Origin of the sequence: Serratia sp. SSNIH1 (assembly GCF_002935055.1) — a bacterium.
GTDB classification, from domain to species: domain Bacteria; phylum Pseudomonadota; class Gammaproteobacteria; order Enterobacterales; family Enterobacteriaceae; genus Serratia; species Serratia nevei.
Genome location: NZ_CP026383.1, coordinates 3,282,957 through 3,309,141, shown reverse-complemented (window position 1 = coordinate 3,309,141; position 26,185 = coordinate 3,282,957). Strand labels below are relative to the sequence as shown.

The window sequence follows — 26,185 nt, the reverse complement described above, 5'->3', positions numbered from 1 at the left end:
GGAAGATAAAAACGACCCGTAACTGCATCTTGACTACGGCTCAAGTGTAGGTCAGCGGCGGCGCTTTACCATGCAACGGCAAAAAAGAGTCTCAGACGGCGGCGCCTATCACACTGATAGTTAGTCAAGGGGGCGGCGAAAGGCGTATGTTTATCGAACAAGATATTCCCTCGAAGAACCTTTAAGCCAGCCACTCCGTGCTGGCTTTTTTTTGCGGGCAAGTGCCCTGGAGCCAGGGGGCGAGGGATTATTTGCGTGCGTCCAACAGCGCTTGGGCGTTCTCTGCGGTAACGACGGCCCACGGAATGTAGTAATGCTTCTGCGTGCCGCCCTCCCATTTCAGATCCTTGGCGTACTGCTTCCAGATATCCGACTGAGGTTGATAGCTTTCACCTTTCACGGCGCGCAGCGCGACGTCGATGGAGCCCTGCATCTGGCCTTTGGCATCTTGCAGGATAGAGACCATTTCACCGGCCTGCACCGCATGAATCGCGTCGGAAACGCCGTCAACGCCGGCAATCGCGAAGTCTTTCACATTCAGGCCGGCGCCCAGGTGCCGATAGGCGGCAACTTCATGCACGCCATGCGCTTGCAAAAGATCCAGATACTCTGTGCTCCACAGGTGAGCGTGTACGTCGAGTCGCATCGGTCGATCTCCGGAATTCGCGGCGATGCCGCGGGTTCAGAAGAGTATAGGCGGGTGACGCGACAGCCCCTGGAGGGAGGGCATCTTTTCTACCGACGGCTTAGGGTGAGAGCACGCATTGATCCGGGAACGGTGCGCGAACGGGCGTTCCCGGTATTGGGAGGGCTGGAGATCAGAACACCTGTTTGAACGGCTTCACCGTCACGTCGGCATAGACGCCGGCGGCGATATAGGGATCCTGCTGCGCCCAGGCCTGGGCTTCCGCTAGCGACTCGAATTCGGCGATCACCGTCGACCCGGTAAAGCCGGCGGCGCCGGGATCGTTGCTGTCGATGGCCGGGTTAGGGCCGGCGACCACCAGGCGGCCGGCGTCGCGCAGCGCCTGCAGGCGCGCCAGGTGTGCCGGGCGTACCGCCAGACGGTTTTCCAGCGAGTTGGGGACGTCTTGCGCGTAGATCAGATAAAGCATGTTTCACCTTTAAAATCATGGCTATAAAACGGTGTTACCAAGGTAGCGCAAAAGGCGCGGCAGGGGAACGGTGCGCGGCGAATTTCCCGGCGGATTGGCGCTTATGCCTTGAAGCCGCTACTTTTTATTCGTATAGTGCGGCGCGCTTAAACTGATATGCCATTGAGGTGAGGATATGACGGAACTGGTAAGGGAAAAACTCGATTTGCCGGCGGGCAAAAGTAAACTGCTGCTGCACTCTTGCTGCGCGCCCTGTTCCGGCGAGGTGATGGAAGCGATCCAGGCCTCCGGGATCGAATACGCCATTTTCTTCTATAACCCCAACATTCACCCGCAAAAAGAGTATCTGCTGCGCAAGGAAGAGAATATCCGCTTCGCCGAGCAGCACGGGGTGCCGATCATCGATGCCGATTACGACACTGACAACTGGTTCGCCCGCGCCAAGGGGATGGAGAATGAGCCGGAGCGCGGGATTCGTTGCACCATGTGTTTTGACATGCGTTTCGAGCGCACGGCGCTGTATGCGCATGAGCACGGTTACGACACCATCTCCAGCTCGTTGGGCATTTCGCGCTGGAAGAACATGCAGCAGATCACCGACTGCGGCATCCGGGCGGCGGAAAAATATCCCGATTTGGTGTACTGGGATTACAACTGGCGCAAGAAGGGCGGTTCGTCGCGCATGATAGAGATCAGCAAGCGTGAACGCTTCTATCAGCAGGAATACTGCGGCTGCGTCTATTCGCTGCGCGACACCAACCTGCACCGCAAGGCACAAGGGCGGCCGCTGATTAAGCTGGGCGTGCTTTACTATGGCGATGAAGAATAACGCATAATCACCGCAATCAACCCGCTACGGCGGGTTTTTTATTTTTTGACGCCCGGCCAAACGTTAATGAAGCGTGTTGTTCCGGCGATAAAAAAGCAACGGCCAGGTTAATATCCTTATGAGTTTGCTGGTTTTAGCCGCGCATACTGACGATTAAAGCGATAGTTTGCCTTTCGTTATTGAATATGATTGCTATTTGCATTTAAACTTGGCGAACCAGAGGAAACAGAATCATTATGCCGCTAAAAAAGATGTTCCTTAATCGCCGTATATCCGTGCCTTTCGTCTTGTCCGTAGGCCTGCACAGCGCCCTGGTGGCGGGATTGCTTTACGCTTCGGTAAAAGAAGTGGTGGAGCTGCCGAAGCCAGAGGACGCGCCGATCAGCGTCATGATGGTCAACACCGCCGCGATGGCCGAGCCGCCGCCACCGGCGCCGGCCGAGCCGGAGCCGCCGCAGGTCGAACCTGAGCCGGAGCCAGAACCGGAACCTATCGTGGAGCCGCCGCCGAAGGCGATCGTGAAACCCGAGCCGGTCAAGCCGAAACCGAAGCCTAAGCCGAAACCGAAGGTCGAAAAACAGGTTAAACCGGAGCCGAAGAAGGTTGAGCCGCGCGAGCCGTCGCCGTTCAACAACGATTCACCGGCCAAACCGATCGATAAAGCGCCGGTGAAGCAGGCGCCTGCCGCGCCGGTGCAGGGCAACTCGCGCGAGGTCGGGCCAAGACCGATCAGCCGCGCCAATCCGCTCTATCCGCCGCGGGCCCAGGCTTTGCAGATCGAAGGCAACGTGCGGGTACAGTTCGATATCGACAGCGACGGGCGCGTCAGCAACGTGCGCATCTTGTCGGCCGAGCCGCGCAATATGTTCGAGCGTGAAGTGAAGCAGGCGATGCGTAAATGGCGCTATGAGGCCAAAGAGGCGAAAGATCGCACCGTCACTATCCGCTTCAAGCTGAACGGCACGACCGAATTGAACTGAGTTCGGTCACCACCAAAAAAGAAAGGGTCGCCTCGGCGACCCTTTTTGCATTTGCGGTACAGCCGCCGGCTTATTCTTCGAAGCCAACGCGGAAATTCATTTTGCCCTCAGGCAGCGCGCGCGAGTTGCCTTCCGCATCGACTGCCACATAGGTGAACACCGCTTCGGTCGCCCGGTAGCGCTGGCCGATCGGCGCGGAAGAGACTTTCTTGACCCACACTTCGATATTGATGGTGATCGAGCTGCGCCCGGTGCGGATGCAGTGCGCATAGCAGCAAACCACGTCGCCTACCGCCACCGGTTTCAGGAAGGTCATGCCGTCCACGCGCACGGTCACCACGCGCCCTTCGGCGATCTCTTTTGCCTGGATGGCGCCGCCGATATCCATTTGCGACATCAGCCAGCCGCCGAAGATATCACCGTTGGCATTGGTATCGGCCGGCATGGCCAGCGTGCGCAGCACCAGCTCGCCGCTGGGTAAAGGTCGTTGTTGTGTCATAGCAGTCTGCTTTTAAAAGGAGGGAATAACATCATACTGCCCGCGGCAAGCGCCGCAGGCATTAACAATTTTGTAACTATTTTTTCTGTTCTTCCGGCATGTGCCGGTAAATATAGATACCGCTGAGGAGGGTGAAGACCAGCGTCAGCACCGTCAGGCCAAAGACTTTGAAATTGACCCAGACGCTTTGCGGCAGCCAGAAGGCGACATAAATGTTCGCCAGGCCACAGGCCAGGAAGAAGACTGCCCAGGCCAGGTTGAGGTTGCTCCACACTTTGTCCGGCAGCGTCAGCTCTTTGCCCAGCATGCGTTGAACCAGCGGTTTTTTGAGCACCCATTGGCTGATCAGCAGCGCCAGCGCGAACAGCGCGTAAATCACCGTGACCTTCCATTTGATGAACAAATCGTTGTGGAACACCAGCGTTAGGGTGCCGAACACCAGCACCATCAGGAAGGTGATCAGCGTCATCTTCTCGACCTTGCGGTATTTCACCCAGGTGAACACCAGCGCCAGCGCGGTGGCGACAATTAACGCGCCGGAAGCGACGTAAATGTCGTACAGCTTGTAAAAAGCGAAAAAGACAATTAGCGGGAGGAAATCAAGAAACTGCTTCATAAATCAATCCATCATCTGTTCATCGGCCGACTATACCGGATTCGGCGAGCTCTGTGTACCGCCGGGCGTTGCCGATTATCGGCGTTTGGCCGGCGGATTTCTGCCGCGAAAGCAGGAATTTGCATAAACTTACGCAAGAAAGTGCGGGCACATTGCCAGCGCGGGCCGCAGGCCGCATAGTAAGTGTCATAATAACCAGATAATTTACCGCGGAAAACAGCATGCAGTGGAAATCTCTCCAGGCCCTGACGCCGGGGTTGACGCATTTATTGGGGTATCAACGCAGCTGGCTCAAGCCGGATATTCGCGCCGGCCTTTCCGTCGCCGCCGTCGCCTTGCCGGTGGCCATCGCCTATGCTGAGCTGGCCGGGGTCAGCCCGGTGGTGGGGCTCTATTCCTGTATCTTGCCAATGGTGGCCTATGCGCTGTTCGGCTCGTCGCGCCAGCTGATCGTCGGGCCCGACGCCGCCACCTGTGCGGTGATCGCCGCGGTGGTGACGCCGCTGGCGGCGGGTAATATGGAGCGCCATTGGCAACTGACCATCATGATGACCGCGATGATGGGCGGCTGGTGCCTGCTGGCCAGCCGGTTCAAGCTGGGGGCGCTGGCGGATCTGCTGTCGCGGCCGATCCTCAGCGGGCTGCTGAACGGGGTGGCGATCACCATCATCGTCGATCAGATCGGCAAGGTGTTGGGATTCACGGTGCGCCCGGCGCAGCTGATCGAGCGTATCTACGCGCTGCCCGGTAACCTGCTGCACAGCGACTGGCTGACGATGGCGGTGTCGTTGTTGACGCTGGTGACGCTGCTCGGATTTAAAAAATGGCGGCCTAACTGGCCGGCGCCGCTGTTTGCCATCGTGCTGGCGGCGTTCGTCACCTGGGCCGGCGGCCTGCAGCAGCATGGCGTGGTGACGGTGGGCGGTTTCAGCGGCGTGTTGCCGATCGTCCAGTGGCCGGACTTCCAGCCCGGTTTGCTGCGCGACATGGTGATCCCGGCGCTTAACCTGGCGGTGGTGAGTTTTGTCAGCATGATGCTCACCGCCCGCAGCTTTGCCGCCAAGAACGGTTATGAGGTGAACGCCGACGCCGAGTTTCGTGCGCTGGGGCTGGTGAATATCGTCTCCGCGCTGTCGCAAGGTTTCGCTATCAGCGGTGCGGACTCGCGCACCGCGGTGAATGACGCCAACGGCGGCAAGAGCCAGCTGGTGTCGGTCATCGCCGCCGCGGTCATCGCCTTCGTCTTGCTGTTCCTGATGGCGCCGCTGCAGTTTATTCCGGTGGCAGGATTGGGCGTGGTGCTGATGTATGCGGCCTGGTCGCTGCTGGACATTCGCGGCATCTGGGTTTTGCGCCGCCGCAACGCGCAGGCGTTTCGCCTGGCGCTGTTTACCTTCCTCAGCGTGCTGCTGGTGGGGGTGATCAGCGGCATCGGGCTGGCGGTGTTGCTGGGGCTGATGCAGTTTCTGCGCACCGTCTTCCGGCCGACGGAGCAGCTGCTGGGTGTCAACGACGAAGGCATGATCCACTCCATGGGCAACAACAATGGGGTGAAGGCGGTGCCTGGGGTCATGATGTATCGCTTCAATTCGCCACTGACCTATTTCAACGTGGCGTACTTCAAACGCCGTATTCTCAATTTGGTCGACGGCACGCCGTTCCAGCCGCGCTGGGTAGTGGTGGATGCGGTAGCCAGTTTTACCCATGCCGATATCAGCGTGCTTGCGGCCATCGACGAACTGAAACGCGACCTGTTACAGCGTAACGTTAAGCTGGTGCTGGCGGGGCGCCGCACCGAGCTGACGCGCTGGTTCCGCATCAACCGCTTAGGGCGCGACAAAGAGCTGATTTTGGTGCCGGACCTGTATCTGGCGCTGAAGCTGATTCAGAGTAAGGAGCAGGCGGAAGCCGCCACGGTGGGGTAAATAAAAAGGGGCGCGCCGAAGCGTGCCCCTTAGGTTTTTGTTGCGTCGGCGTTAGCCGCGCAGCAGCATGTACAGGCGGAACAGGTAGATCAGCAGCAGGGCAGACACCAGGTTGCTCAACGCGGTCAACACCACGCTGGCGACGTTCGGCGTCAGCACCGACAGATGGCTCACCAAAAACAGCACCAGCAGCTTGGCCGCCAGCCACAGCATCATTGCCGGCACGATCACGCGCGCATTGCCGAAGGCCAACTTGCTGCTCAGCTTGAGCGAAGCGAACACGCCTTTCTTGTCGACGGAGGCGATCACCGGCGCCAGCGCGAAGGCGATCGCCATGAGCACGCCCGGCACCACAAACAGCGTCAGGCCGAGCTGGATCAGCAGGGTGCAGATAAACAGCAGCAGCAGCAGACGCGGCAGATCGGGCGCCGAGGCACCGAGCGCGCGCAGGGCGCTGGTGCGTTCCCCTTGCGACACCAGACGGATCAGCGTCAGCATCCCGCCGACCAGCAGCACGTTGCCGACCAGCGCGGAGAAGGTGGCGGCCGCCGACACTTTCAGCAACACCATCTGCTGTTCCGGCGTCATCTGCTGGATCACTTCCTGAATGCCCATACCGGTAGACGAAGCGAAATCGCTGGTGGTGGCAGCGAGCGTCGCCAACTGTTCGGCATCGGGGCTGAAGGCCTGATTCAGCAGTACGGAGATAAACGCCGTCAACAGCGCCAGCATCAGGATGCTGGCCAGTTGGTTGCGTAAAAAGTTAAAACTGTCACGGTACAAAGCGTTGGCCGTGATAGGCATGCAGACTCCTTGGCGTCGGGAAAACAGAGATAAATCAGTGGGTGATTGTACCCTGTTCCACGCCGCTGTGGCACCCCGCGAATTGCACTACGCCTATTTCTTCAACGATCGTCGTCTCAGGCAGCGAGAGCGGCAGGGGTACCGGCAGGGGCGGCAGCCCGTAGCGTTCCCGGGCGCGATCGCAGGCTTCGTTGCGCAGGCCGTTTTCACCGGACTGATCGAACTCTCTGCACGGGCTGGGCCGATTGAGGTAGATCGAGCAGGACACGGCTTTGCCGATCTCGCCGTCCAGAGCGTTGCAGCGGGGGGACTTGCTGTTGGTCCCCTGCATGCAGCGCAGGAACGGGGTCAAAGGCTCCGTTAAGGAAAGGGGAACGGTGCCGCCGCCGTCTTCGGCTTCGGCCCAATAGAATGACACTCGAAAATAACCGCAGCATGCGCCGCAGCTGACACAGGGATTAAGGATTTCGCTCATCTTGATTGCTCACCGACTCCTTACGGCACCAACCAAAACCAACACGGAAAATGAAATTACCTCAGCCGCATTTTTCTCCGCAACCGAAATTTGAACATGTAAATAATTTGCAACAAAATCGATTTTTTGATGCAGATCAATCCTTGATTTATTAAGCGGTTAGGTAACCTTGTTTTTAGTAGGATTTTAAATTTTTACACATAAGATGTGATCTCGATGGGATCACAAATACCCGAAAGTAGGTATATTCCCCCTCGAGAGATTAACCACACAAATGGAATGGATAATGAAAAAGACAACTCTGGTGGTATTGGCGACGATGATGGCGCCTATGTTGGCAAGTGCGCATCAGGCCGGTGATTTCCTGTTCCGCGCGGGAACCGCGACGGTGCGTCCAAATGCGGGTTCGGACAACGTATTGGGGTTGGGTTCGCTGGATGCGAAAAACAATACCCAGCTCGGTCTGACCTTCGGTTACATGGTGACGGACAACATCGGCGTTGAGTTGTTGGCCGCAACGCCATTCCGCCACAAGGTTACGCTGGGCGGCACCGATCTGGCGACCGTTCACCAATTGCCGCCTACGCTGATGGCGCAATACTACTTCGGCGACAAGCAGGACAAACTGCGGCCTTACCTGGGCGTCGGCGTTAACTACACCACCTTCTTCGACGAGAAGTTCAACGACTACGGCAAAAGCGCCGGGTTGAGCAACCTCGACCTGAAAGACTCCTGGGGTGTGGCGGCGCAGGCCGGCCTGGATTACAACCTGGATGAACACTGGATGCTAAACATGTCGGTGTGGTGGATGAACATCGAAACCAAAACTCGCTTCAACGATGCGAATGGCGGGCACCACAGCTTCGATACGCGTCTGGATCCGTGGGTGTTCATGTTCGGGGCGGGTTATCGCTTCTGATGATGGCCACAAACAGGGAGGCGTTGCGCCTCCCTGTGTCGGTATTATTTAACCTGCATCACGTTTTCAACCGATTTCACGCCGGCCACGCCACGAGTGACCTGCACCGCACGGTTGGCGTCATCGCTTGACGTCACGAAGCCGCTCAGCTGAACGCGTCCTTTAAAGGTTTCCACGCTGATCTCGCGCGACTTGATGTTTTTATCCGCCAGCAACGCCGATTTCACTTTGGTGGTGACTACGGTGTCATCGATATAACCGCCTGTTCCCTCTGATTTTGCCGTCGGCGCGCAAGCGCTCACCGCGACCGCCACAACGGCTGCCATGCACAAGGCTGAAAGGGTTTTAAACAGCTTCATAAATTACTCTCCATGCAATGTTATGGTTGAAATTCGCTACGGTTTTTCGCCGCAGCGAGCGCATTCCCCAAATAAAACGAAGAAATGCATAGCGAACAAAGTTCATTGTGAGACAAGACCTGAGTTTGTTCAAATTTTTGCTGTAAATAAATGGAACAAACTTTGAGGGGAAACAAGCTGTTAAAGCGAGCGCCGGCAGGGCGCTCGCTGGAGAGGCTCACGCCCGGGTGGCGCGCTTCATACTGCTGGCGAAGGCCGCCAGCTTGGTCAGCATCTCCGCCGGGTTGGCATGGTGCTGTTCGATGATTTTGACGATTGCCGAGCCGGAGATCGCGCCGGCGGCCCCGGCCTGCAGCGCGGCCTTTACCTGCTCGGGTTCGGAGATGCCGAAACCCTGCAGCGGCGGCGCGGCGTGATACTCGCGCAGCTTGTTCACCAGGTGATGCAACGGCAGCTGCGCTCGGCTTTCGGTGCCGGTCACCCCGGCGCGCGACAGCAGGTAGGTGTAGCCGCGGCCGTGTGACGCGATTTCACGCAGTAGATCGTCATCGGCGTTCGGCGGGCAGATGAAGATCGGTGCGATACCGTGGCGCGCGGCGGCGGCGCGGAACGGCGCGGACTCTTCAAACGGCACGTCGGCGACCAGCACCGAATCCACGCCCACTTCGGCGCAGCGCTGGTAAAACGCATCGATGCCTTTATGGAACACCAGGTTGGCGTACATCAGCAGGCCGATGGGAATGGTCGGATGCTTCTGGCGGATGGCCGCCAGCATCTCGAAACACTGGGTCGGCGTGACGCCGGCGGCAAAGGCGCGCAGCGTCGCGCTCTGGATGGTCGGGCCATCCGCCAGCGGATCGGAGAAGGGGATGCCCAGCTCCAGCGCGTCCGCGCCGGCTTCGATCAGGGTGTCGATAATCTGCAGCGAGAGCGCCGGGTTAGGATCGCCCAGCGTCACGAACGGGACAAAGGCGCCTTCCTTGCTGCTTTCCAGACGCGTGAACAGTTGCTGATAACGTTCCATCAGATTTCTCCCCGTGCTTTCAAAATGTCGTGAACGGTAAATATGTCTTTGTCGCCGCGGCCGGACAGGTTGACCACCAGGATCTGCTCTTTCTGCGGCGTTTCACGGATCATTTTCAGCGCGTGTGCCAGGGCGTGTGAGGATTCCAGCGCCGGGATGATGCCTTCATGGCGCGACAGTGCCTTGAACGCTTCCAGCGCTTCGTCGTCGGTGATCGACACGTATTCGGCGCGGCCGGTGCTGTTCAGGTAGGCATGCTGCGGCCCGACGGACGGAAAGTCCAGCCCGGCGGAAATTGAATAGGATTCTTCAATCTGGCCTTCGGCGGTCTGCATCATCGGTGCCTTCATGCCGAAGTAGATGCCGACGTGGCCGTGCTTGAGCGGTGCGCCGTGTTGGCCGGTTTCGATGCCCAGACCGGCGGGTTCCACCCCGATCAGCCCAACGTCGGCGTCATCGATAAAGTCGGCGAACATGCCGATGGCGTTGGAGCCGCCGCCGACGCAGGCGATGACCGCATCCGGCAGGCGGCCTTCGCGCTCCAGCACCTGTGCTTTGGTTTCTTCGCCGATCATGCGCTGGAATTCACGCACGATGGTGGGGTACGGGTGCGGGCCGGCGGCGGTGCCGAGCATATAGTGCGCGGTTTCATAGCTGCCGGACCAGTCGCGCAGCGCTTCGTTGCAGGCGTCTTTCAGGGTGGCGGAGCCGCTGTGGACCGGGATCACTTCCGCGCCCATCAGCCGCATGCGGAACACGTTCGGCGACTGGCGCTCAACGTCTTTGGCGCCCATATAGATGCGACATTTCAGGCCGAGCAGCGCGCAGGCCAGCGCCGACGCGACGCCGTGCTGGCCGGCGCCGGTTTCCGCGATGATCTCGGTTTTGCCCATGCGCTTGGCCAGCAACGCCTGGCCCAGCACCTGGTTGGTCTTGTGCGCGCCGCCGTGCAGCAGGTCTTCACGCTTCAGATAAAGCTTGGTGTTGCTGCCGGCGGTGAGGTTTTTGCACAGCGTCAGCGCCGTCGGGCGGCCCGCGTAGTTCTTCAGCAGATCGATAAATTCCGCCTGAAATGCCGGATCGCGCTGGGCGCTGACAAAGGCTTCTTCCAGTTGTTTCAGGGCCGGCATCAGAATTTGCGGCACGTATTGGCCACCAAATTCGCCGAAGTAGGGGTTAAGCAGCGTCATGAGAGTTCCCGTTATTATCCGTTATTAATATAGAGCCGTATTCAGTAGGCGCGCAGGGTCTGGAAGACCGAGGCCAGGCGCGCGGGATCTTTGATGCCCGGTTCGCTTTCCACGCCGGAGTTGAAGTCCAGCCCGGCGCAGCCGAGCTTGGCCGCTTCGACGCAGTTGTCGGCGCGCAGGCCGCCCGCCAGCATCACGTTAGTCAGATCTTCGCCTTGCAATACCGACCAGTCGAAGCGTTGGCCGGTACCGCCGGCGCCGTTGTCGAGCAGATAACGGTCAACATGCTGCAGATCGCGCGCCGGCACTCGATCTTTCACGCTCAGCGCTTTCCAGATGCGGCAGTCGGCCGGCAAGCGGGCGCGCAGGGCGTTGATATAGGCCTGGTCTTCCGCGCCGTGCAATTGCACCGCATGCAGCCCGAGGCGCTCAACGGTCAACGCCACGGTATCGACCTGGGCGTCGCAGAACACGCCAACGTACTTCAGCGGCGCGCCGGAGATCACTTCGCGGGCGCGGGTGATGTCCACATAGCGCGGTGAACGCCCGACGAAAATCAGCCCGCCGTAGATGGCGCCGGCCTGATAGGCGGCGGCGGCGTCCTGCGGACGGGTCAGGCCGCACACTTTGTTGTCGCCCAGGATCACGCGGCGCACGGCGGCGCGCAGATCGGGTTCCGACATCAGCGCGCTGCCGATCAGGAAGCCGTTGGCGTAATGGCTCAGCTCGCGGATCTGCCCGTAGTTGTTGATGCCCGACTCGCTGATCACCGTCACGCCATGCGGCACGCGCGGCGCCAACTGACGGGTGCGGTTCAGGTCGATGCTCAGATCGCGCAGATCGCGGTTGTTGATGCCGACCACGCGCGCCTCCAGCGCGATCGCGCGCTGCAGCTCTTCTTCACTGATCACTTCGGTCAGCACGCCCATGTTCAGGCTGTGGGCCACCGCCGCCAGCTGGCGGTACTGCTCGTCGGTCAACACCGACAGCATCAGCAGGATGGCGTCGGCCTGATAGTAGCGCGCCAGGTAAATCTGATACGGGTCGATGATAAAGTCTTTGCACAACACCGGTTGGCTGACAGTTTTACTGACCAGCGGCAGGAAATCGAAGCTGCCCTGGAAGTATTTCTCGTCGGTCAGCACCGAGATCGCCGAGGCGAAATCTTTATAGACCGTGGCGATCTCCACCGGATCAAAGTTCTCGCGAATCAGTCCCTTGGAAGGCGAGGCCTTCTTGCATTCGAGAATGAAAGCCGTACGGGTGCCCTGCAGCGCGTGATAGAAGCTGCGTTCGCTCGGTACGATATCATTCTGAAAGCCGGCCAGGGGCTGTTGCTGTTGTCGCGCCGCGATCCATTGCGCTTTGTCGCGGACAATCTTGTGTAGCACGGTTTCCTGCATCATTTATCCTCTTGCCGCCAGTGCGATGACACGCTCATAGGCCTGCCCGCTGTTGATCATATCCAGTGCCTGCCGCGCATTTTGGCGCAGGTCTTCATGTCCGAATAACTTCAGAAGCAACGCGACGTTGGCCGCGACCGCCGCGGCGTGCGCCGGCTCGCCTTTACCTTGTAACAGCCGCGCCAAAATGTCACGGTTTTCTTCCGGCGTGCCGCCCAGCAAGGCTTCCAGCGGATAGGTTTCCAATCCGAAGGACTGCGGCGTGAGCTGGTAGCTGCTGATTTCGCCGTTGTGCAATTCCGCCACGTGCGTCGTGGCGTGGATCGCCACCTCGTCCATGCCGCCGCCGTGAACCACCGCCGCACGCTGATAACCCAGCACGCGCAGGGTTTCGGCAATCGGCAGCACCAGTTCCGGGCTGTATACGCCGATCAGCGCCAGCGGCGGACGCGCCGGGTTGATCAGCGGGCCCAGCACGTTGAACAGCGTGCGGGTCTTCAGCTGCTGGCGCACCGGCATGGCGTGGCGAAAACCGGTGTGGTACTGCGGCGCGAACAGGAAACACACGCCGAGATCGTCCAGCGCCTTACGCGCTTCTTCCGCCGGCAGATCCAGACGGATGCCGAACGCCGCGAGCAGATCCGAGGAGCCGGAGCGGCTGGAGACGCTGCGGTTGCCGTGCTTGGCGATCTTCGCGCCGCACGCCGCCGCGACGAAGGCGCTGGCGGTGGAAATATTGATGCTGTTGGTGCCGTCGCCGCCGGTGCCGACGATATCGGCGAACGGGTAGTCAGGGCGCGGGAACGGCTGAGCGTCGTCCAGCAGCGCTTTGGCGGCGCCGGCGATCTCTTCCGGGCGCTCGCCGCGGACTTTCATGCTGATCAACGCCGCCGCCAGTTGGCTCGGCTCCAGTTCGCCGCGCACGATGGCGCTGAACAGCTGTTGGCTTTCCTGCTGGCTCATCGACTCGGCGCGGTACAGTTTCTCAAGAATAGGTTGCATCGTCGTGTTCCTTATATTACTTCGCCAGCGCCCAGGCCAGGGTCTGCTCAAGCAGGCGCGCGCCGTGGGTGGTCAGAATCGATTCCGGGTGGAACTGGAAGCCGCACACGCGGCGACGGTCGTCGCGCACCGCCATCACCATCTCGCCGAAACGGGCGTTGACGGTAAGATCGGCCGGGATATTGCTGCCGACCAGCGAGTGGTAGCGCGCCACCGGCAGCGGGTTGGCCATGCCGGCGAACATGCCTGCGCCATCGTGAACGATTGCCGAGGCTTTGCCGTGCAGGATCTCGCCCGCCTGGCCGACCTGGCCGCCGTAGGCTTCGACGATCGCCTGGTGACCGAGACAGATGCCGATGATCGGCAGCCGGCCGCGCAGGCGCTGCAGCAGTTCCGGCATGCAGCCCGCTTCGGACGGCGTACCGGGGCCGGGCGACAGCATCAGCACCGGCTGGGTCATGTGCTCCAGGCGTTCGATGATCACCTCGGCGGCGATCTGGTTACGGTAAATCACCACCTGGTGGCCGCTGGCGCGCAGCTGATCGACCAGGTTGTAGGTAAAGGAGTCGACGTTGTCGAGCAACAGGATATCGGCCATCAGAACACCTCCTTGGCATGGTGCGCAGTGGCGATGGCGCGCAGCACGGCACGGGCTTTATTACGGGTTTCGTCGGCTTCCGCCTGCGGGATGGAATCCAGCACCACGCCGGCGCCGGCCTGCACGGTGGCGATGCCGTCTTCAACGTAGGCGGAACGGATGACGATGCAGGTATCCAGATCGCCGGTGGCGGTGAAGTAGCCTACCGCGCCGCCGTAGCTGCCGCGGCGTGTGCCTTCGGAGGCGGCGATCAGCTGCATCGCGCGCACTTTCGGCGCGCCGCTCAGGGTGCCCATGTTCATGCAGGCCTGATAGGCGTGCAGCACGTCGAGATCGGCGCGCAGGGTACCCACCACCCGGGAAACCAGGTGCATGACGAACGAATAGCGGTCCACCTTGGTCAGGTCGGCCACGTAGCGGCTGCCGGCCTGGCAGATGCGCGCCAGATCGTTGCGCGCCAGATCGACCAGCATCAGGTGCTCAGCCAGCTCTTTGTGGTCGGTGCGCATTTCCAGTTCGATGCGGCTGTCGAGATCCAGATCCAGCGAACCATCGGCACGGCGGCCGCGCGGGCGAGTGCCGGCGATCGGGTAGATTTCGATTTGGCGATTGCCCGCGTCGTATTTCAACGCACTCTCCGGCGAAGCGCCGAACAGGGTGAAGTCATCATCCTGCATGAAGAACATGTACGGGCTGGGGTTGTTGTCTTTCAAGGTCTGGTAGGCCGCCAGCGGCGCCGGGCAAGGCAGGGAGAAGCGGCGCGACGGCACCACCTGGAAAATCTCGCCCTGACGGATAGCCTCTTGCAGCCCGCTGACCACCGCGCCGTACTCTTCGTCGCTCTGGTTGCAGCTCAGCTGCATGTTCTCCAGCGTTTGATGCGGGATCGGCTGCGGGGTTTGTTGCAATTCGGCCTGCAGCTGTTCCAGACGTTGCTGCAAACGCTGCGCTTCACTCGCCTGCTCGCTGAAGACGCTGGCCTGCAGACGGGCCGTACCGCGTTGGTGATCCAGCACCAGCAGGGTTTCCGCCAGATAGAAGCAGAAGTCCGGGCAGCGCTGATCCTGGCGCAGCGCCGGCAGGTCTTCGAAACCGGCGACCAAATCGTAGGCAAACAGGCCGCCCAGCATCACGGCTTCGCGCTCGTCCGCCGGGGAGTCCACCAGGGTCAGCAGCGTGCGCAGCGCATCGAACACCGACAGTGAGCGCAAGCGGGCGTCTTCGTCCTGCACCGCGTCGATCGCCGGGAAGGTCAGTTCGCGGCCGTTGGGGCGCGCCTGATTGCGCACCTCGGGCGGCAGCGCTTCGTCCAGCAGCGGCAGCAGCGCTGCGCCGTTGGCGGTCAGCGCCTGCACGCTGACGGTATGACCCAGTGCGGTAATGCGCAGCGCGCTGTCAATCACCAGCAGGCTCTGCAGATTCTGTTTGCTGTTGATTTCCGCCGATTCCAGCAGCAGGGTGGCCGGACGGGCACCGCACAGCTGGTGGAAAATGGTGGTGGGGTCGCCCCGGTAGCTGGCTTGCGCCTTCAGCAATGTCAGTTGTGGTTTGGTGTTCATCATCGGTGGTTCCAGTGAATTCTGTCCATAAAAAAGCCCGCATCAGGTGCGGGCTCAGGAAATCTGCATTGTCAGATGACAGCTATGCGCGATTACACCGCCCGCAAGAGGGAGGTACGCCACCAACCGTGAAGAGAAATATATTTGTTCATTTGCAGACTCTCTCTGTTAACGCTCATCTGACACGGCCACGGCCGTGAACTTTTGTACTAGTTAACTGGTTCGAGGCGGCAAAGTCAACCCTCTTTTTGCACAATGTTTTAGCGGTCAGCGTGAATTCTATTCATCATCCGCCCGGCACCTGCGGCCAGGGCAGAATAGATTTCCGTCCGGCCGCCGATCGCGGGTATGATAGAAATCCAAGCCATTGCCGGATAGCCGTTTTGACAGACAGTAACCCCCAATCCACCGCTTTTACTCTGTACGACCTCCACAGCCACACGACCGCCTCCGACGGCTACCTGACGCCGACGCAGCTGGTGCAGCGGGCGGTCGAGATGCGCGTGGGCGTGCTGGCGATCACCGATCACGACACCACCGCCGGGTTGGCCGAGGCCGCCGCCGCCATTGCGGAGCAGGCGTTGCCGCTGCGGTTGGTCAACGGGGTGGAAATCTCGACGCTGTGGGAAAATCATGAGATCCATATCGTTGGGTTGGGCATGGACGTCGCGCACCCGGCGCTGGTGGCGCTATTGGCAGAACAAACCGAACGCCGCAATCGCCGTGCGCAGGAGATCGGCGTGCGTCTGGGTAAGGCGCGCATTCCCGACGCCTATGCCGGCGCCCAGCGGTTGGCGGGGGCCGGTGCGGTGACCCGCGGCCATTTCGCCCGTTACCTGGTGGAGATTGGCGTGGCTGACAACATGGCGCAGGTATTCAAGAAATACCTGGCCAAGGGCAAAACCGGCTACGTGCCGCCGCAGTGGTGTACAATAGAACAAGCCATTGATGTGATTCATCAATCGGGCGGTCAGGCGGTGATGGCGCATCCCGGCCGTTACGATCTGACCGCGAAGTGGTTGAAACGTTTGCTGGCGCATTTCGCCGAACACGGCGGCGACGCCATGGAAGTGGCGCAGTGTCAGCAGGCGCCGCATGAGCGCTCGCAATTGGCGAAATACGCCCAGGACTACCGCCTGTTGGCCTCGCAAGGCTCTGATTTTCATCAGCCTTGTTCGTGGATCGAACTGGGCCGCAAACTGTGGCTGCCGGGCGGCGTTGAGCCAGTGTGGCGCGATTGGCCGCAGCCGGGCGAGGCGGTCTGATTTTACGCGCGTGGCAACGCGCGCGGGCATCATTTTAGGAGCAAGTCATGAGTCAGCTTTTTTATATTCACCCGGACAACCCGCAGCCGCGTTTGATTAACCAGGCGGTTGAGGTGCTGCGCAAGGGCGGGGTGATCGTTTATCCCACCGATTCCGGCTATGCGCTGGGTTGCATGCTGGAAGAGAAGGCGGCGATGGAACGCATTTGCCGCATCCGTCAGCTGGACGGCAACCACAACTTTACCCTGATGTGCCGCGATCTGTCCGAGCTGTCGACCTATGCGCACGTCGATAATACGGCGTTTCGCCTGATCAAAAACAATACGCCGGGCAACTACACCTTCATTCTGAAAGCGACGAAAGAAGTGCCGCGCCGTTTGATGAATGAAAAGCGCAAAACCATCGGCCTGCGCGTGCCGTCAAACCCGATCGCATTGGCGCTGCTGGAGGCGCTGAACGAACCGATGATGTCCACCACGCTGATGCTGCCGGGCAATGACTTTGCCGAGTCCGATCCGGAAGAGATCAGCGATCACCTGGGCAAGGTAGTCGATCTGGTGATCCACGGCGGCTTCCTCGGCCAACAGCCGACGACGGTTATCGATCTGACCGAATCCTCACCGGAAGTGGTGCGTGAAGGAGCGGGTGACGCGGCGCCTTTCCGTTGATGTCAATTGTTGCCACCTTGACCATTGTCTGAAAATCGGCTGAAGCGACGCTATTTCGCATGAAAGCCGCTATTCTTGAATACTTCAGAATTGATAATGGGCAGGATGCGCAGCAATGATTAAACAGGTTTCTTTTTTAGCGGCCTTATTATTTTCCTCAATGGCAAATGCGGGGTTTTATTCGGGCAGCGGTTTGCTGGCGGAATCCGGCGGTTACGTAAAAAATAAAAGCGGTGAAGCCACCGTGGCCGAAGCGCTGAATGGCGGCATGTTCATGGGATACGTCGCCGGCGTATTCGATACCTACTCCATGCAGGGCAACCGCAATATTTGCCCCGAAGCCGGGATTAGCATCGGCGTAGCCGCCGACGCGGTGATGCAGTATTTGAACGCGCATCCTGAGCAGCTGCATTATTCCGCGCCGTCGGTGATCATGCTGGCGTTAACCGCCGCCTATCCCTGCGTGCGTCATTAAGTTCCTATTCCAATTCGTGCGCATTTTTTCATAAGGTGCGCTCGGGCTCTTTCCGCACGAACTTCAATAGATCAATGCCTGCTGCGCTGTCACCTTATCCCCTCGGTATTTCCCGAACGGGTCGGGGAGAGACGCGCAGGAGGTAATATGACCGCATTTCACAGCGCCAACATGATGCTCGACTATCAGGATATCGGCTCAGGGCCGCTCACGCTGGTGTTGCTGCCCGGCTGGTGCGAGCCGAAAACCGTATTTGCGCCGTTTATCGCCTTGGCGGCTGAACGCTATCGGGTGATCAGCATCGACTGGCGTGGCCACGGCCTGTCGTCAAAAGCGTCGGGGATGTCGCTGGCGGCGGACGATTTGCTGGAAGATGTGCGTCAGCTGCTGACGGCGCTGCGTTTGGATGACGTGATCACTCTGTCGGTGGCGCATGCCAGCTGGCTGGCGGTGGCGTTGGCCGAAGCGTTGCCGCAGCGGATACGGGGCATGGTGTTTCTCGACTGGATCATGACGCAGCCGGAGCCGGCGTTCTTTACGGCTGTGAGCCGTATGCAGCAGCCGCAGCAGTGGCTGGCGACGCGCGACGCCTTGTTCGACTTCTGGCAGGGGGGCATACGCCACGATCGGGTCAAACGCCATCTGGAGGTCGAGATGGCGCAGGAAGATTACCGGCTCTGGCGTGCCGCCGGCGTGGCCATCGAACAGGCCTACCGGCAATTCGGCTCGCCGCTGCAACGCCTGGCGGGAATGAGCGCGCCGCCGCTGTGCCGGCATATTTACTCGTTGGATCGCCGCGACGACTATCTGCGGCAGCAGCAGGCTTTTGCCGCCGAGCAGCCGTTTTTCTCTGTGGTACGGTTAGGGGAGGCTCGTACTCACCTCGGCATTCTGGAACGGCCCGACGCGGTGCTGTGGGCGGTGGAGGATTTTTTGGCGCCGTGAACGCCGTCTGAAGGGGGCCACCGCCGATAAAGTGGGTTTCAACACCTTAGAAAGCCTGTATAATGCGCGGTTCGATCCTGATAAACGTATTATTACCGTGGTGGCGCTTGGCCGCGGCGGTTATCCCCCCGACGCCTGTGAAGGCGACATTAGAGGTTGCTCAATGAGCGAAAAGTTACAGAAAGTTTTAGCGCGCGCCGGGCATGGCTCGCGTCGTGAAATCGAAACCATGATTGAAGCCGGGCGCGTCAGCGTCGACGGCAAGGTCGCCAAGCTGGGCGATCGCGTTGAAGTGACCCCAGCGATGAAAATTCGTCTGGATGGCCATGTCCTGTCGATCAAAGAATCCGAAGAGGTGGTTTGCCGGGTGCTGGCTTACTACAAACCGGAAGGCGAGCTGTGTACCCGCAGCGATCCTGAAGGCCGCCCGACGGTGTTCGATCGCTTGCCGAAGCTGCGTGGTTCACGCTGGGTGGCGGTAGGGCGACTGGACGTCAACACCTCCGGTCTGCTGCTGTTCACCACCGATGGCGAACTGGCCAACCGTCTGATGCACCCGAGCCGTGAAGTGGAGCGCGAGTACGCGGTACGCGTGTTCGGCCAGGTTGACGATGCGAAAGTGAAGCAGCTGAGCAAGGGTGTGCAGCTGGAAGACGGCCCGGCCGCCTTCCGCACCATCAGCTTCCAGGGCGGTGAAGGCCTCAACCAGTGGTACAACGTGACCCTGACCGAAGGTCGTAACCGTGAAGTGCGTCGCCTGTGGGAAGCGGTGGGTGTGCAGGTGAGCCGCCTGATCCGCGTGCGCTACGGCGACATCGATCTGCCGAAAGGCCTGCCGCGCGGCGGCTGGGCCGAGCTGGATCTGCCGGCGATCAACTACCTGCGCGAGCTGGTGGAATTGAAGCCGGAAACGGTCAGCAAAATGCCGGTGGAGCGTGAACGCCGCCGCGTGAAGGCCAACCAGATCCGCCGCGCGGTCAAGCGCCACTCTCAGGTGGCCGGCAGCGGCCGCCGCAGTGCGCCAGGTAGCAAGCCGGGTAAACCGGGCAAGCCAAGCAAACGCAGCTAACCCTCATTCTGGCCCCGTTCGGGGCCAGAACTTTTTGTTACCAATCGATCCCCTGTTGCGCCTTCACGCCTGCATCGAACGCGTGTTTTACCGGCCGCATCTCCGTGACCGTATCCGCCAGTTCCAGCAGATCGCGATGGCAACCGCGCCCGGTCAGGATCACCGTTTGGTGCGCAGGGCGCCCCAGCAACGCTGCCTTCAGCTCTTCCAGTTCCAGATAATCGTAGGTCAGCATGTAGGTCACTTCGTCCAGCAGCACCAGATCCAGGCTGCTGTCGGCCAGCATGCGTTTGCCGTGCTGCCACACCGCCTGACAGGCGGCGGTATCGCCGGCTTTATTCTGCGTCTCCCAGGTAAAACCGGTGGCCATCACCTGGAATTCAACGCCGTGTTGCTGCAGCAGGTTTTTTTCGCCATTGGGCCACTCGCCCTTGATGAACTGGATCACCCCGGCGCGCATGCCGTGGCCAACCGCCCGGGTGACGGTGCCGAAGGCGGCCGTGGTTTTACCCTTGCCGTTGCCGGTAAACACCAGCAGCAGGCCGCGCGTGTCCTGCGCGGCGGCGATGCGGGCATCGACCTGTTCTTTCAGGCGCTGCTGGCGCTGTTGATGACGATCTTCCGCCATGAAACGCTCCTTATTATTCGGCCGCGCCGGGTTTACGGTTCGGCTGTGCGTCGAAGCTCATGCCGGTTTTGCGGCGGCTGTCTTCGCCCATCAGATACAAATACAGAGGCATGATATCGGCCGGGGTTTTCAGCTTGTTCTTGTCTTCATGCGGAAAGGCAGATGCGCGCATTTTGGTGCGGGTGCCGCCCGGATTGATGCAGTTCACCCGCAAATTGCGGTTTTTATACTCGTCGGCCAACACCTGCATCATTCCCTCGGTGGCGAACTTCGACACCGCATAGGCACCCCAGTCTGCGCGGCCGGTGCGCCCGACGCTGGAACTGGTGAACACCAGCGAACCGGCGTGGGATTTCAGCAGCAGCGGCAGCAGCGCCTGAGTCAGCATAAAGGTGGCGTTGACGTTAACCTGCATCACCTCTTGCCACATGGTCATCGACAGGTCGGCCATCGGCGCGATGTCGCCGAGCAGGCCGGCGTTGTGCAGCACGCCGTCAAGGCGGGGGATCTGGCTCGCCAGATCGTCGGCTACCTGCCGGCATTGCTCCTGAGTAGCGTGCAGCAAGTCCAGCGTCACCACCCGGGCCGGGGCGCTGCCCTGGGCCGCGATCTCTTGTTGTACCGCCAGCAGTTTGCTCTCGGTGCGCCCCAGCAGCACCAGCTGAGCGCCGAAGCGCGCGTAGGTCAGCGCCGCTTCGCGGCCGATGCCGTCGCCGGCGCCGGTGACCAAAATGATACGTTGTTCGAGCAGATCTTGTTTGGGTTGGTAATGCACGATAAATCCTCGCCTGGGTGGCTGTCCTCCCGCGAATATCGGGGAGCAAGGGTGAAACACGCGGCCGGGGCGGGAGCAAAGGCTCGACCGTCTGCGGGCCGCGCAGCGAATCCGTCTCATCGTATTGATGAATAATGGGTGTTATATGCCTTAATCCGTGGGCATTTTCAATGCGTAGCAGGCTGAAATGGCATTCTTTTGTAACAAAAGCACGGCGGCGGCGCCTTGGTTCGGCCTTGAATCGTCCCCATAGTGATGATCCGTGCGCAATGAATTTTCATTTAGCCGCGACAGCAGCCGCTGCGGTTGGCTAAAATGGAAAGAAGTATACTAACAACCTGTAAATAAAGGCGGAATCTGTGGAGTTTATATCTGTTTATGGCCTGTTTCTGGCCAAGGTCGCCACGGTGGTGCTCGCCATCGCCGCGTTGGCCATCCTGGCGGTCAGTTTGGGGCAACGCAAGAACCGCCAGAAAGGGGAGCTGCAGCTGACCGATCTCGGTGAACAGTATCGCGAGATGCAGCGTGATATGCGCCTGGCGCGTATGGATACCACCGAGCAGAAGGTCTGGCTGAAACAGTTCAAGAAGCAGACCAAGGCCGACGACAAGCTGAAGAAGCAGCGTGCCAAGTCCGGCGCGGTGGAAGTGACTAAGCCGTGCCTGTATGTGCTGGACTTCAAGGGCAGCATGGACGCGCACGAGGTGACCTCGCTGCGCGAAGAGATCTCGGCGGTGCTGGCGGTAGCGTCGGCGCAGGATGAAGTTCTGTTGCGCCTGGAAAGCCCGGGCGGGGTGGTGCACGGCTACGGCCTGGCGGCCTCGCAGCTGGAGCGCCTGCGCAAAGGCGGCATTCGCCTGACGGTAGCGGTGGATAAAGTGGCGGCCAGCGGCGGCTACATGATGGCCTGCGTCGCGGATCGCATCGTGGCGGCGCCGTTCGCCATCATCGGCTCCATCGGCGTGGTGGCGCAGATCCCGAACTTCCACCGCCTGCTGAAGAAGAACGACATCGACGTGGAGCTGCACACCGCCGGGCAGTTTAAACGTACGCTGACGCTGTTTGGTGAAAACACCGAACAGGGGCGGGAGAAGTTCCGCGAAGATCTGAACGAAACCCACGAGCTGTTCAAGCGCTTCGTGCATGAGCAGCGCCCGTCGCTGGACATCGACAGCGTCGCCACCGGTGAGCACTGGTTCGGTTCACAGGCGAAAGAGAAGGGGCTGATCGACGCCATCGGCACCAGCGATGACTTGCTGATCGCCGAGCTGGACAACCACGAAGTGATCGCCGTGCGCTATACGCGCCGCAAACGCCTGATGGATCGCTTCACCGGCAGCGCGGCGGAAAGCGTCGATCGCTTGCTGTTGCGCTGGTGGCAGCGTGGTGAAAAGCCGCTGCTGTAACGGTGGCGATAGCGTGAATCAACGGGGGCCAGGTGCCCCCGTTTTCTTTTCTCAATCGACCAGGTGGTATTTTTCCGAAAGCTGATGGGCCAAATGTTTAAACATATTAAATACCGCGGTGGTTTTGGCGGTGGGCAATCCATCGGCATCCAAAAAGTATTCGCCGCGGAAAACTAAAACGCCGCTTTTTTGTTCAACGTCGGTGGCGATCATGCCGTGCAGATAATCTTCGTGTTGGCGGATGATGTTATTTGCCTCCGCCAGCAGGGCCTCGCGGCTGATAGGGGCAGTATTTGTGCGCATTTATTAGACTCCAAACTAAAAACTCTGCACATATTCTAACGCCGGTTCGCTTTTATCCGCAAACCGACTAAGGTTTATTTGCCGTCTGGATGGCCATGGGCGCCCGCCGGTTGGCGAAATCGGTCTTTCCGTGCTAATTAGGTTGCGTGACGCTTTTTATCAGGTACAGTGTGGGATTTTGCGGCGTCAGGTGGAAGGTTTTGTTTACGCCATGAATAAAACTCACACAGCCATACTTCTGGGGCATGGGTGAATAGCAGGCAGGATCAACAACTTGCGTTCAGGTTGAGCAGTTGGGCAACCAAAAGAAAAAAATCTGTTGATCTCTTGCCAGACTGCCGCAATATAAAAAAAGAGACACGAATTGCCGCGGCACGGCGAGATAAAAGACTTCTTTTTAGAAGAAATAAATTAGGTAAAGGTAAATATGGGTAAAGCTCTCGTAATAGTTGAGTCCCCGGCAAAAGCCAAAACTATTAATAAATATTTAGGAAGTGACTACGTGGTGAAGTCCAGCGTCGGTCATATCCGTGATTTGCCGACCAGTGGCTCAGCCAGCAAAAAGAGCGCTGACTCAACCGAAGACAAAGCCAAGAAAAAAGTTAAAAAAGATGAGAAGGCGGCGCTGGTAAATCGCATGGGCGTCGACCCTTACCACGGCTGGAAAGCGCATTATGAAATCCTGCCGGGTAAAGAAAAAGTGGTCGCCGAGTTAAAATCGTTGGCGGAAAACGCCGACCACATTTATCTCGCAACCGACCTTGACCGCGAAGGGGAAGCCATCGCCTGGCACCTGCGGGAAGTGATCGGTGGGGATGACAAACGTTTTAGCCGCGTGGTGTTTAACGAAATCACCAAAAACGCGATCCAGCAGGCGTTCAAACAGCCGGGCGAGCTGAACATTGACCGCGTCAACGCGCAGCAGGCGCGCCGGTTCATGGACCGCGTGGTGGGCTATATGGTCTCGCCGCTGCTGTGGAAGAAAATCGCCCGCGGTCTGTCCGCCGGCCGCGTGCAGTCGGTGGCGGTGCGCCTGGTGGTTGAGCGCGAGCGCGACATCAAGGCCTTCGTGCCGGAAGAGTACTGGGAGCTGCATGCCGATCTGCTGGCGAAGGGTGAAACCGCGCTGCAGATGGAAGTGACCCACGCGCACGACAAACCGTTCAAGCCGGTCAACCGCGAGCAGACTCACGCCGCGGTCAAGCTGCTGGAAAAAGCCCGTTACACGGTGCTGGATCGCGAAGACAAACCGACCAGCAGCAAACCGGGCGCGCCTTTCATTACCTCCACGCTGCAACAGGCCGCCAGCACCCGACTGAGCTTCGGCGTGAAGAAAACCATGATGATGGCGCAACGGCTGTATGAAGCCGGCCACATCACCTATATGCGTACCGATTCCACCAACCTGAGCCAGGATGCGCTCAACATGGTGCGTGGCTACATCGGCGACAACTTCGGCGACAAATACCTGCCGAAGGCGCCGAATCAGTACAGCAGCAAAGAGAATTCGCAGGAAGCGCACGAAGCGATCCGTCCTTCGGACGTGAACGTGCTCGCCGAGCAGTTGAAAGACATGGAAGCGGACGCGCAGAAGCTGTATCAGCTGATCTGGCGCCAGTTCGTCGCCTGCCAGATGACGCCGGCGCAATACGATTCCACCACGCTGACGGTGAAAGCCGGCGATTATCAGCTGCGCGCCAAGGGCCGTACGCTGCGCTTTGACGGCTGGACCAAGGTGATGCCGGCGCTGCGCAAGGGCGATGAAGATCGCACCCTGCCATACGTCGAAATCGGCAGCGAACTGGATCTGCAGAAACTGATCCCGAGCCAGCACTTCACCAAGCCGCCGGCGCGCTACAGCGAAGCCTCGCTGGTGAAAGAGCTGGAAAAACGCGGTATCGGCCGTCCGTCCACCTACGCCTCCATCATCTCGACCATTCAGGATCGCGGTTATGTGCGGGTGGAAAGCCGCCGCTTCTATGCCGAGAAAATGGGCGAGATCGTCACCGATCGTCTGGAAGAAAACTTCCGCGAGCTGATGAACTATGACTTCACCGCGCGCATGGAAGACGGCCTCGATGAGGTCGCCAACAACCAGGCCGAGTGGAAAGCGGTGCTGGACGAGTTCTTCGTCGACTTCAGCGAGCAGCTGGAAACGGCGGAGAAAGATCCGGAAGAAGGCGGCATGCGGCCTAACCAGATGGTGATGACCAGCATCGACTGCCCGACCTGCGGCCGCAAGATGGGTATCCGTACTGCCAGCACCGGCGTGTTCCTCGGTTGTTCCGGCTATGCGCTGCCGCCGAAGGAGCGCTGCAAAACCACCATCAATCTGGTGCCTGAAGCGGAAGTGCTCAACATCCTCGAAGGCGACGACGCGGAAACCAACGCGCTGCGCGCCCGCCGTCGCTGCAAGAAATGTGGTACGGCGATGGACAGCTATCTGATCGACAACCAGCGCAAGCTGCACGTTTGCGGTAACAACCCGGCGTGTGACGGCTATGAAATCGAAGAGGGCGAGTTCCGCCTGAAAGGCTACGATGGCCCGGTGGTGGAGTGCGACAAGTGCGGCTCGGAAATGCACCTGAAAATGGGGCGTTTCGGCAAGTACATGGGCTGTACCAACGAGAACTGTAAAAACACCCGCAAGATCCTGCGTAACGGCGATGTCGCGCCGCCGAAGGAAGATCCGGTGCCGTTGCCGGAGCTGCCGTGCGAGAAGTCTGACGCCTATTTCGTGCTGCGTGACGGCGCTGCCGGCGTGTTCCTGGCGGCCAACACCTTCCCTAAATCGCGCGAGACCCGTGCGCCGCTGGTGGAAGAGCTGGCTCGCTTCAAGGATCGCCTGCCGGAGAAGCTGCGCTATCTGGCCGATGCGCCGGTGGCGGATGCCGAAGGCAATAAAACGCTGGTGCGTTTCAGCCGTAAAACCAAACAGCAGTACGTCTCTTCTGAAAAAGATGGCAAGGCGACCGGTTGGTCCGCGTTCTACGTGGACGGCAAGTGGGTCGAAGGCAAGAAGTAAGGCCGCTGTCCTGCCAGTAAGATGAAAAACCAGCCCCGGCGGCTGGTTTTTTTATTGGTGAAAAGCGGCAAACGGATCTATCCTTTGCTGTTTTTATCCCTCCGCCACCGCCGTTTCACGTTGATACCAATGCAAAATAATCGTTATCATAGTGTGACGCGGATCTATACTTGAAGCTGCAACGTGGTATAGTGGTTATATAAAAAGTTTTTTTATTATTAAAGCTTATTAACAACGGCGTTTTCTTCACCATCAGGGTAAAACACGGTGTTTATGGCTTGTGAGTTTCAGCATACCGGGGCGACACCGATATACCTGGCTGCGGGTAA

The 26,185-nt window shown here is 59.6% G+C and carries 24 protein-coding genes, 2 pseudogenes and 1 other annotated feature; of the genes and pseudogenes, 11 read left to right on the top strand and 15 right to left on the bottom strand.

The annotated features are described in order from the left end of the window. Positions 1-247: 247 nt before the first annotated feature. Positions 248-550: pseudogene (locus C3F38_RS15905) on the bottom strand (sugar ABC transporter substrate-binding protein); the annotation flags it as partial. A gap of 268 nt (positions 551-818) precedes the next feature. Further along, on the bottom strand, positions 819-1,115 hold the full coding sequence (locus C3F38_RS15900) for a YciI family protein (protein WP_038877267.1): 297 nt from the start codon (positions 1,113-1,115) through the stop codon (positions 819-821). 175 nt (positions 1,116-1,290) lie between these two features. Here C3F38_RS15900 and C3F38_RS15895 point away from each other — a divergent pair, with 175 nt between their 5' ends. Together C3F38_RS15895 and tonB are read left to right on the top strand one after the other, a co-directional pair. Further along, the gene (locus tag C3F38_RS15895) at positions 1,291-1,944 is read left to right on the top strand and encodes an epoxyqueuosine reductase QueH (protein ID WP_025303057.1); all 654 of its coding nucleotides are present in this window, start codon (positions 1,291-1,293) and stop codon (positions 1,942-1,944) included. A gap of 236 nt (positions 1,945-2,180) precedes the next feature. Beyond that, positions 2,181-2,924 carry a TonB system transport protein TonB gene (tonB, locus tag C3F38_RS15890; protein WP_016927510.1) on the top strand — a complete coding sequence of 248 codons (744 nt, stop codon included), beginning with the start codon at positions 2,181-2,183 and terminating at the stop codon, positions 2,922-2,924. A 70-nt stretch (positions 2,925-2,994) separates the two neighbouring features. Here tonB and yciA read toward each other — a convergent pair whose 3' ends face one another. Both yciA and C3F38_RS15880 read right to left on the bottom strand, forming a co-directional pair. After that, positions 2,995-3,423, bottom strand: coding sequence for an acyl-CoA thioester hydrolase YciA (gene yciA / locus C3F38_RS15885; RefSeq protein WP_004932085.1), 429 nt, complete (start codon positions 3,421-3,423; stop codon positions 2,995-2,997). A gap of 76 nt (positions 3,424-3,499) precedes the next feature. Further along, on the bottom strand, positions 3,500-4,039 hold the full coding sequence (locus C3F38_RS15880; RefSeq protein WP_004932082.1) for a septation protein A: 540 nt from the start codon (positions 4,037-4,039) through the stop codon (positions 3,500-3,502). A 221-nt stretch (positions 4,040-4,260) separates the two neighbouring features. On the opposite strand from C3F38_RS15880, the gene C3F38_RS15875 reads away from it, so the two are divergent. Next, positions 4,261-5,964 carry a SulP family inorganic anion transporter gene (locus tag C3F38_RS15875; RefSeq protein WP_038877273.1) on the top strand — a complete coding sequence of 568 codons (1,704 nt, stop codon included), beginning with the start codon at positions 4,261-4,263 and terminating at the stop codon, positions 5,962-5,964. A gap of 51 nt (positions 5,965-6,015) precedes the next feature. Here the strand turns inward: C3F38_RS15875 and C3F38_RS15870 are convergent, their stop codons facing one another. Next, on the bottom strand, positions 6,016-6,768 hold the full coding sequence (locus tag C3F38_RS15870; protein WP_038877276.1) for a YciC family protein: 753 nt from the start codon (positions 6,766-6,768) through the stop codon (positions 6,016-6,018). 34 nt (positions 6,769-6,802) lie between these two features. Further along, positions 6,803-7,243, bottom strand: a complete 441-nt coding sequence (locus C3F38_RS15865; protein WP_033634766.1) for a YkgJ family cysteine cluster protein — start codon at positions 7,241-7,243, stop codon at positions 6,803-6,805. Positions 7,244-7,529: 286 nt separating this feature from the next. Here C3F38_RS15865 and ompW point away from each other — a divergent pair, with 286 nt between their 5' ends. After that, on the top strand, positions 7,530-8,162 hold the full coding sequence (ompW, locus tag C3F38_RS15860) for an outer membrane protein OmpW (protein WP_019452715.1): 633 nt from the start codon (positions 7,530-7,532) through the stop codon (positions 8,160-8,162). 44 nt (positions 8,163-8,206) lie between these two features. Here ompW and C3F38_RS15855 read toward each other — a convergent pair whose 3' ends face one another. The 6 genes and pseudogenes from C3F38_RS15855 to C3F38_RS15825 form a co-directional block, all read right to left on the bottom strand. After that, positions 8,207-8,521, bottom strand: a complete 315-nt coding sequence (locus C3F38_RS15855; RefSeq protein WP_016927515.1) for a BON domain-containing protein — start codon at positions 8,519-8,521, stop codon at positions 8,207-8,209. A gap of 217 nt (positions 8,522-8,738) precedes the next feature. After that, the gene (trpA, locus tag C3F38_RS15850; RefSeq protein WP_038877280.1) at positions 8,739-9,545 is read right to left on the bottom strand and encodes a tryptophan synthase subunit alpha; all 807 of its coding nucleotides are present in this window, start codon (positions 9,543-9,545) and stop codon (positions 8,739-8,741) included. After that, a complete protein-coding gene (trpB, locus tag C3F38_RS15845) occupies positions 9,545-10,735 on the bottom strand; it encodes a tryptophan synthase subunit beta (RefSeq protein WP_033634762.1) in 1,191 nt (396 codons plus the stop codon). Before trpB ends, trpA begins: the two co-directional genes overlap by 1 nt. Before the next feature lie 41 nt (positions 10,736-10,776). Further along, positions 10,777-12,138 (bottom strand): bifunctional indole-3-glycerol-phosphate synthase TrpC/phosphoribosylanthranilate isomerase TrpF, encoded by a 1,362-nt coding sequence (gene trpCF / locus C3F38_RS15840; RefSeq protein WP_079656981.1) that lies wholly within the window; start codon positions 12,136-12,138, stop codon positions 10,777-10,779. Positions 12,139-12,141: 3 nt separating this feature from the next. Beyond that, a pseudogene (trpD, locus tag C3F38_RS26620) lies at positions 12,142-13,738 on the bottom strand (bifunctional anthranilate synthase glutamate amidotransferase component TrpG/anthranilate phosphoribosyltransferase TrpD). Next, a complete protein-coding gene (locus tag C3F38_RS15825) occupies positions 13,738-15,300 on the bottom strand; it encodes an anthranilate synthase component 1 (RefSeq protein WP_038877289.1) in 1,563 nt (520 codons plus the stop codon). The pseudogene trpD and the gene C3F38_RS15825 overlap by 1 nt, the downstream one beginning before the upstream one ends. 24 nt (positions 15,301-15,324) lie before the next feature. Further along, positions 15,325-15,428, bottom strand: a sequence feature (Trp leader region). 252 nt (positions 15,429-15,680) lie between these two features. On the opposite strand from C3F38_RS15825, the gene C3F38_RS15820 reads away from it, so the two are divergent. From C3F38_RS15820 to rluB, 5 genes are all read left to right on the top strand, one after another. Then, a complete protein-coding gene (locus C3F38_RS15820; protein ID WP_055316723.1) occupies positions 15,681-16,562 on the top strand; it encodes a PHP domain-containing protein in 882 nt (293 codons plus the stop codon). 47 nt (positions 16,563-16,609) lie between these two features. After that, positions 16,610-17,230 (top strand): L-threonylcarbamoyladenylate synthase, encoded by a 621-nt coding sequence (locus C3F38_RS15815; RefSeq protein ID WP_033643268.1) that lies wholly within the window; start codon positions 16,610-16,612, stop codon positions 17,228-17,230. Between the two features lie 115 nt (positions 17,231-17,345). Then, positions 17,346-17,705 carry a Rap1a/Tai family immunity protein gene (locus C3F38_RS15810; RefSeq protein WP_047730562.1) on the top strand — a complete coding sequence of 120 codons (360 nt, stop codon included), beginning with the start codon at positions 17,346-17,348 and terminating at the stop codon, positions 17,703-17,705. Positions 17,706-17,852: 147 nt separating this feature from the next. Next, positions 17,853-18,650, top strand: a complete 798-nt coding sequence (locus C3F38_RS15805; protein ID WP_047730563.1) for an alpha/beta fold hydrolase — start codon at positions 17,853-17,855, stop codon at positions 18,648-18,650. 163 nt (positions 18,651-18,813) lie between these two features. Beyond that, complete coding sequence (gene rluB / locus C3F38_RS15800) at positions 18,814-19,719, top strand: 23S rRNA pseudouridine(2605) synthase RluB (RefSeq protein ID WP_025303042.1); 906 nt, start codon at positions 18,814-18,816, stop codon at positions 19,717-19,719. A gap of 37 nt (positions 19,720-19,756) precedes the next feature. Here rluB and cobO read toward each other — a convergent pair whose 3' ends face one another. After that, on the bottom strand, positions 19,757-20,347 hold the full coding sequence (cobO, locus tag C3F38_RS15795) for a cob(I)yrinic acid a,c-diamide adenosyltransferase (protein ID WP_038877297.1): 591 nt from the start codon (positions 20,345-20,347) through the stop codon (positions 19,757-19,759). Positions 20,348-20,360: 13 nt separating this feature from the next. Continuing rightward, the gene (locus C3F38_RS15790) at positions 20,361-21,122 is read right to left on the bottom strand and encodes a YciK family oxidoreductase (protein WP_055316721.1); all 762 of its coding nucleotides are present in this window, start codon (positions 21,120-21,122) and stop codon (positions 20,361-20,363) included. Positions 21,123-21,481: 359 nt separating this feature from the next. Between C3F38_RS15790 and sohB the strand changes: the two genes are divergently transcribed. Further along, a complete protein-coding gene (gene sohB / locus C3F38_RS15785; RefSeq protein WP_055316719.1) occupies positions 21,482-22,528 on the top strand; it encodes a protease SohB in 1,047 nt (348 codons plus the stop codon). A 51-nt stretch (positions 22,529-22,579) separates the two neighbouring features. Here the strand turns inward: sohB and C3F38_RS15780 are convergent, their stop codons facing one another. After that, positions 22,580-22,831 (bottom strand): YciN family protein, encoded by a 252-nt coding sequence (locus C3F38_RS15780; RefSeq protein ID WP_055316717.1) that lies wholly within the window; start codon positions 22,829-22,831, stop codon positions 22,580-22,582. A gap of 427 nt (positions 22,832-23,258) precedes the next feature. On the opposite strand from C3F38_RS15780, the gene topA reads away from it, so the two are divergent. Then, the gene (gene topA, locus C3F38_RS15775; RefSeq protein ID WP_038881773.1) at positions 23,259-25,856 is read left to right on the top strand and encodes a type I DNA topoisomerase; all 2,598 of its coding nucleotides are present in this window, start codon (positions 23,259-23,261) and stop codon (positions 25,854-25,856) included. The last annotated feature ends 329 nt before the right edge of the window (positions 25,857-26,185 follow it).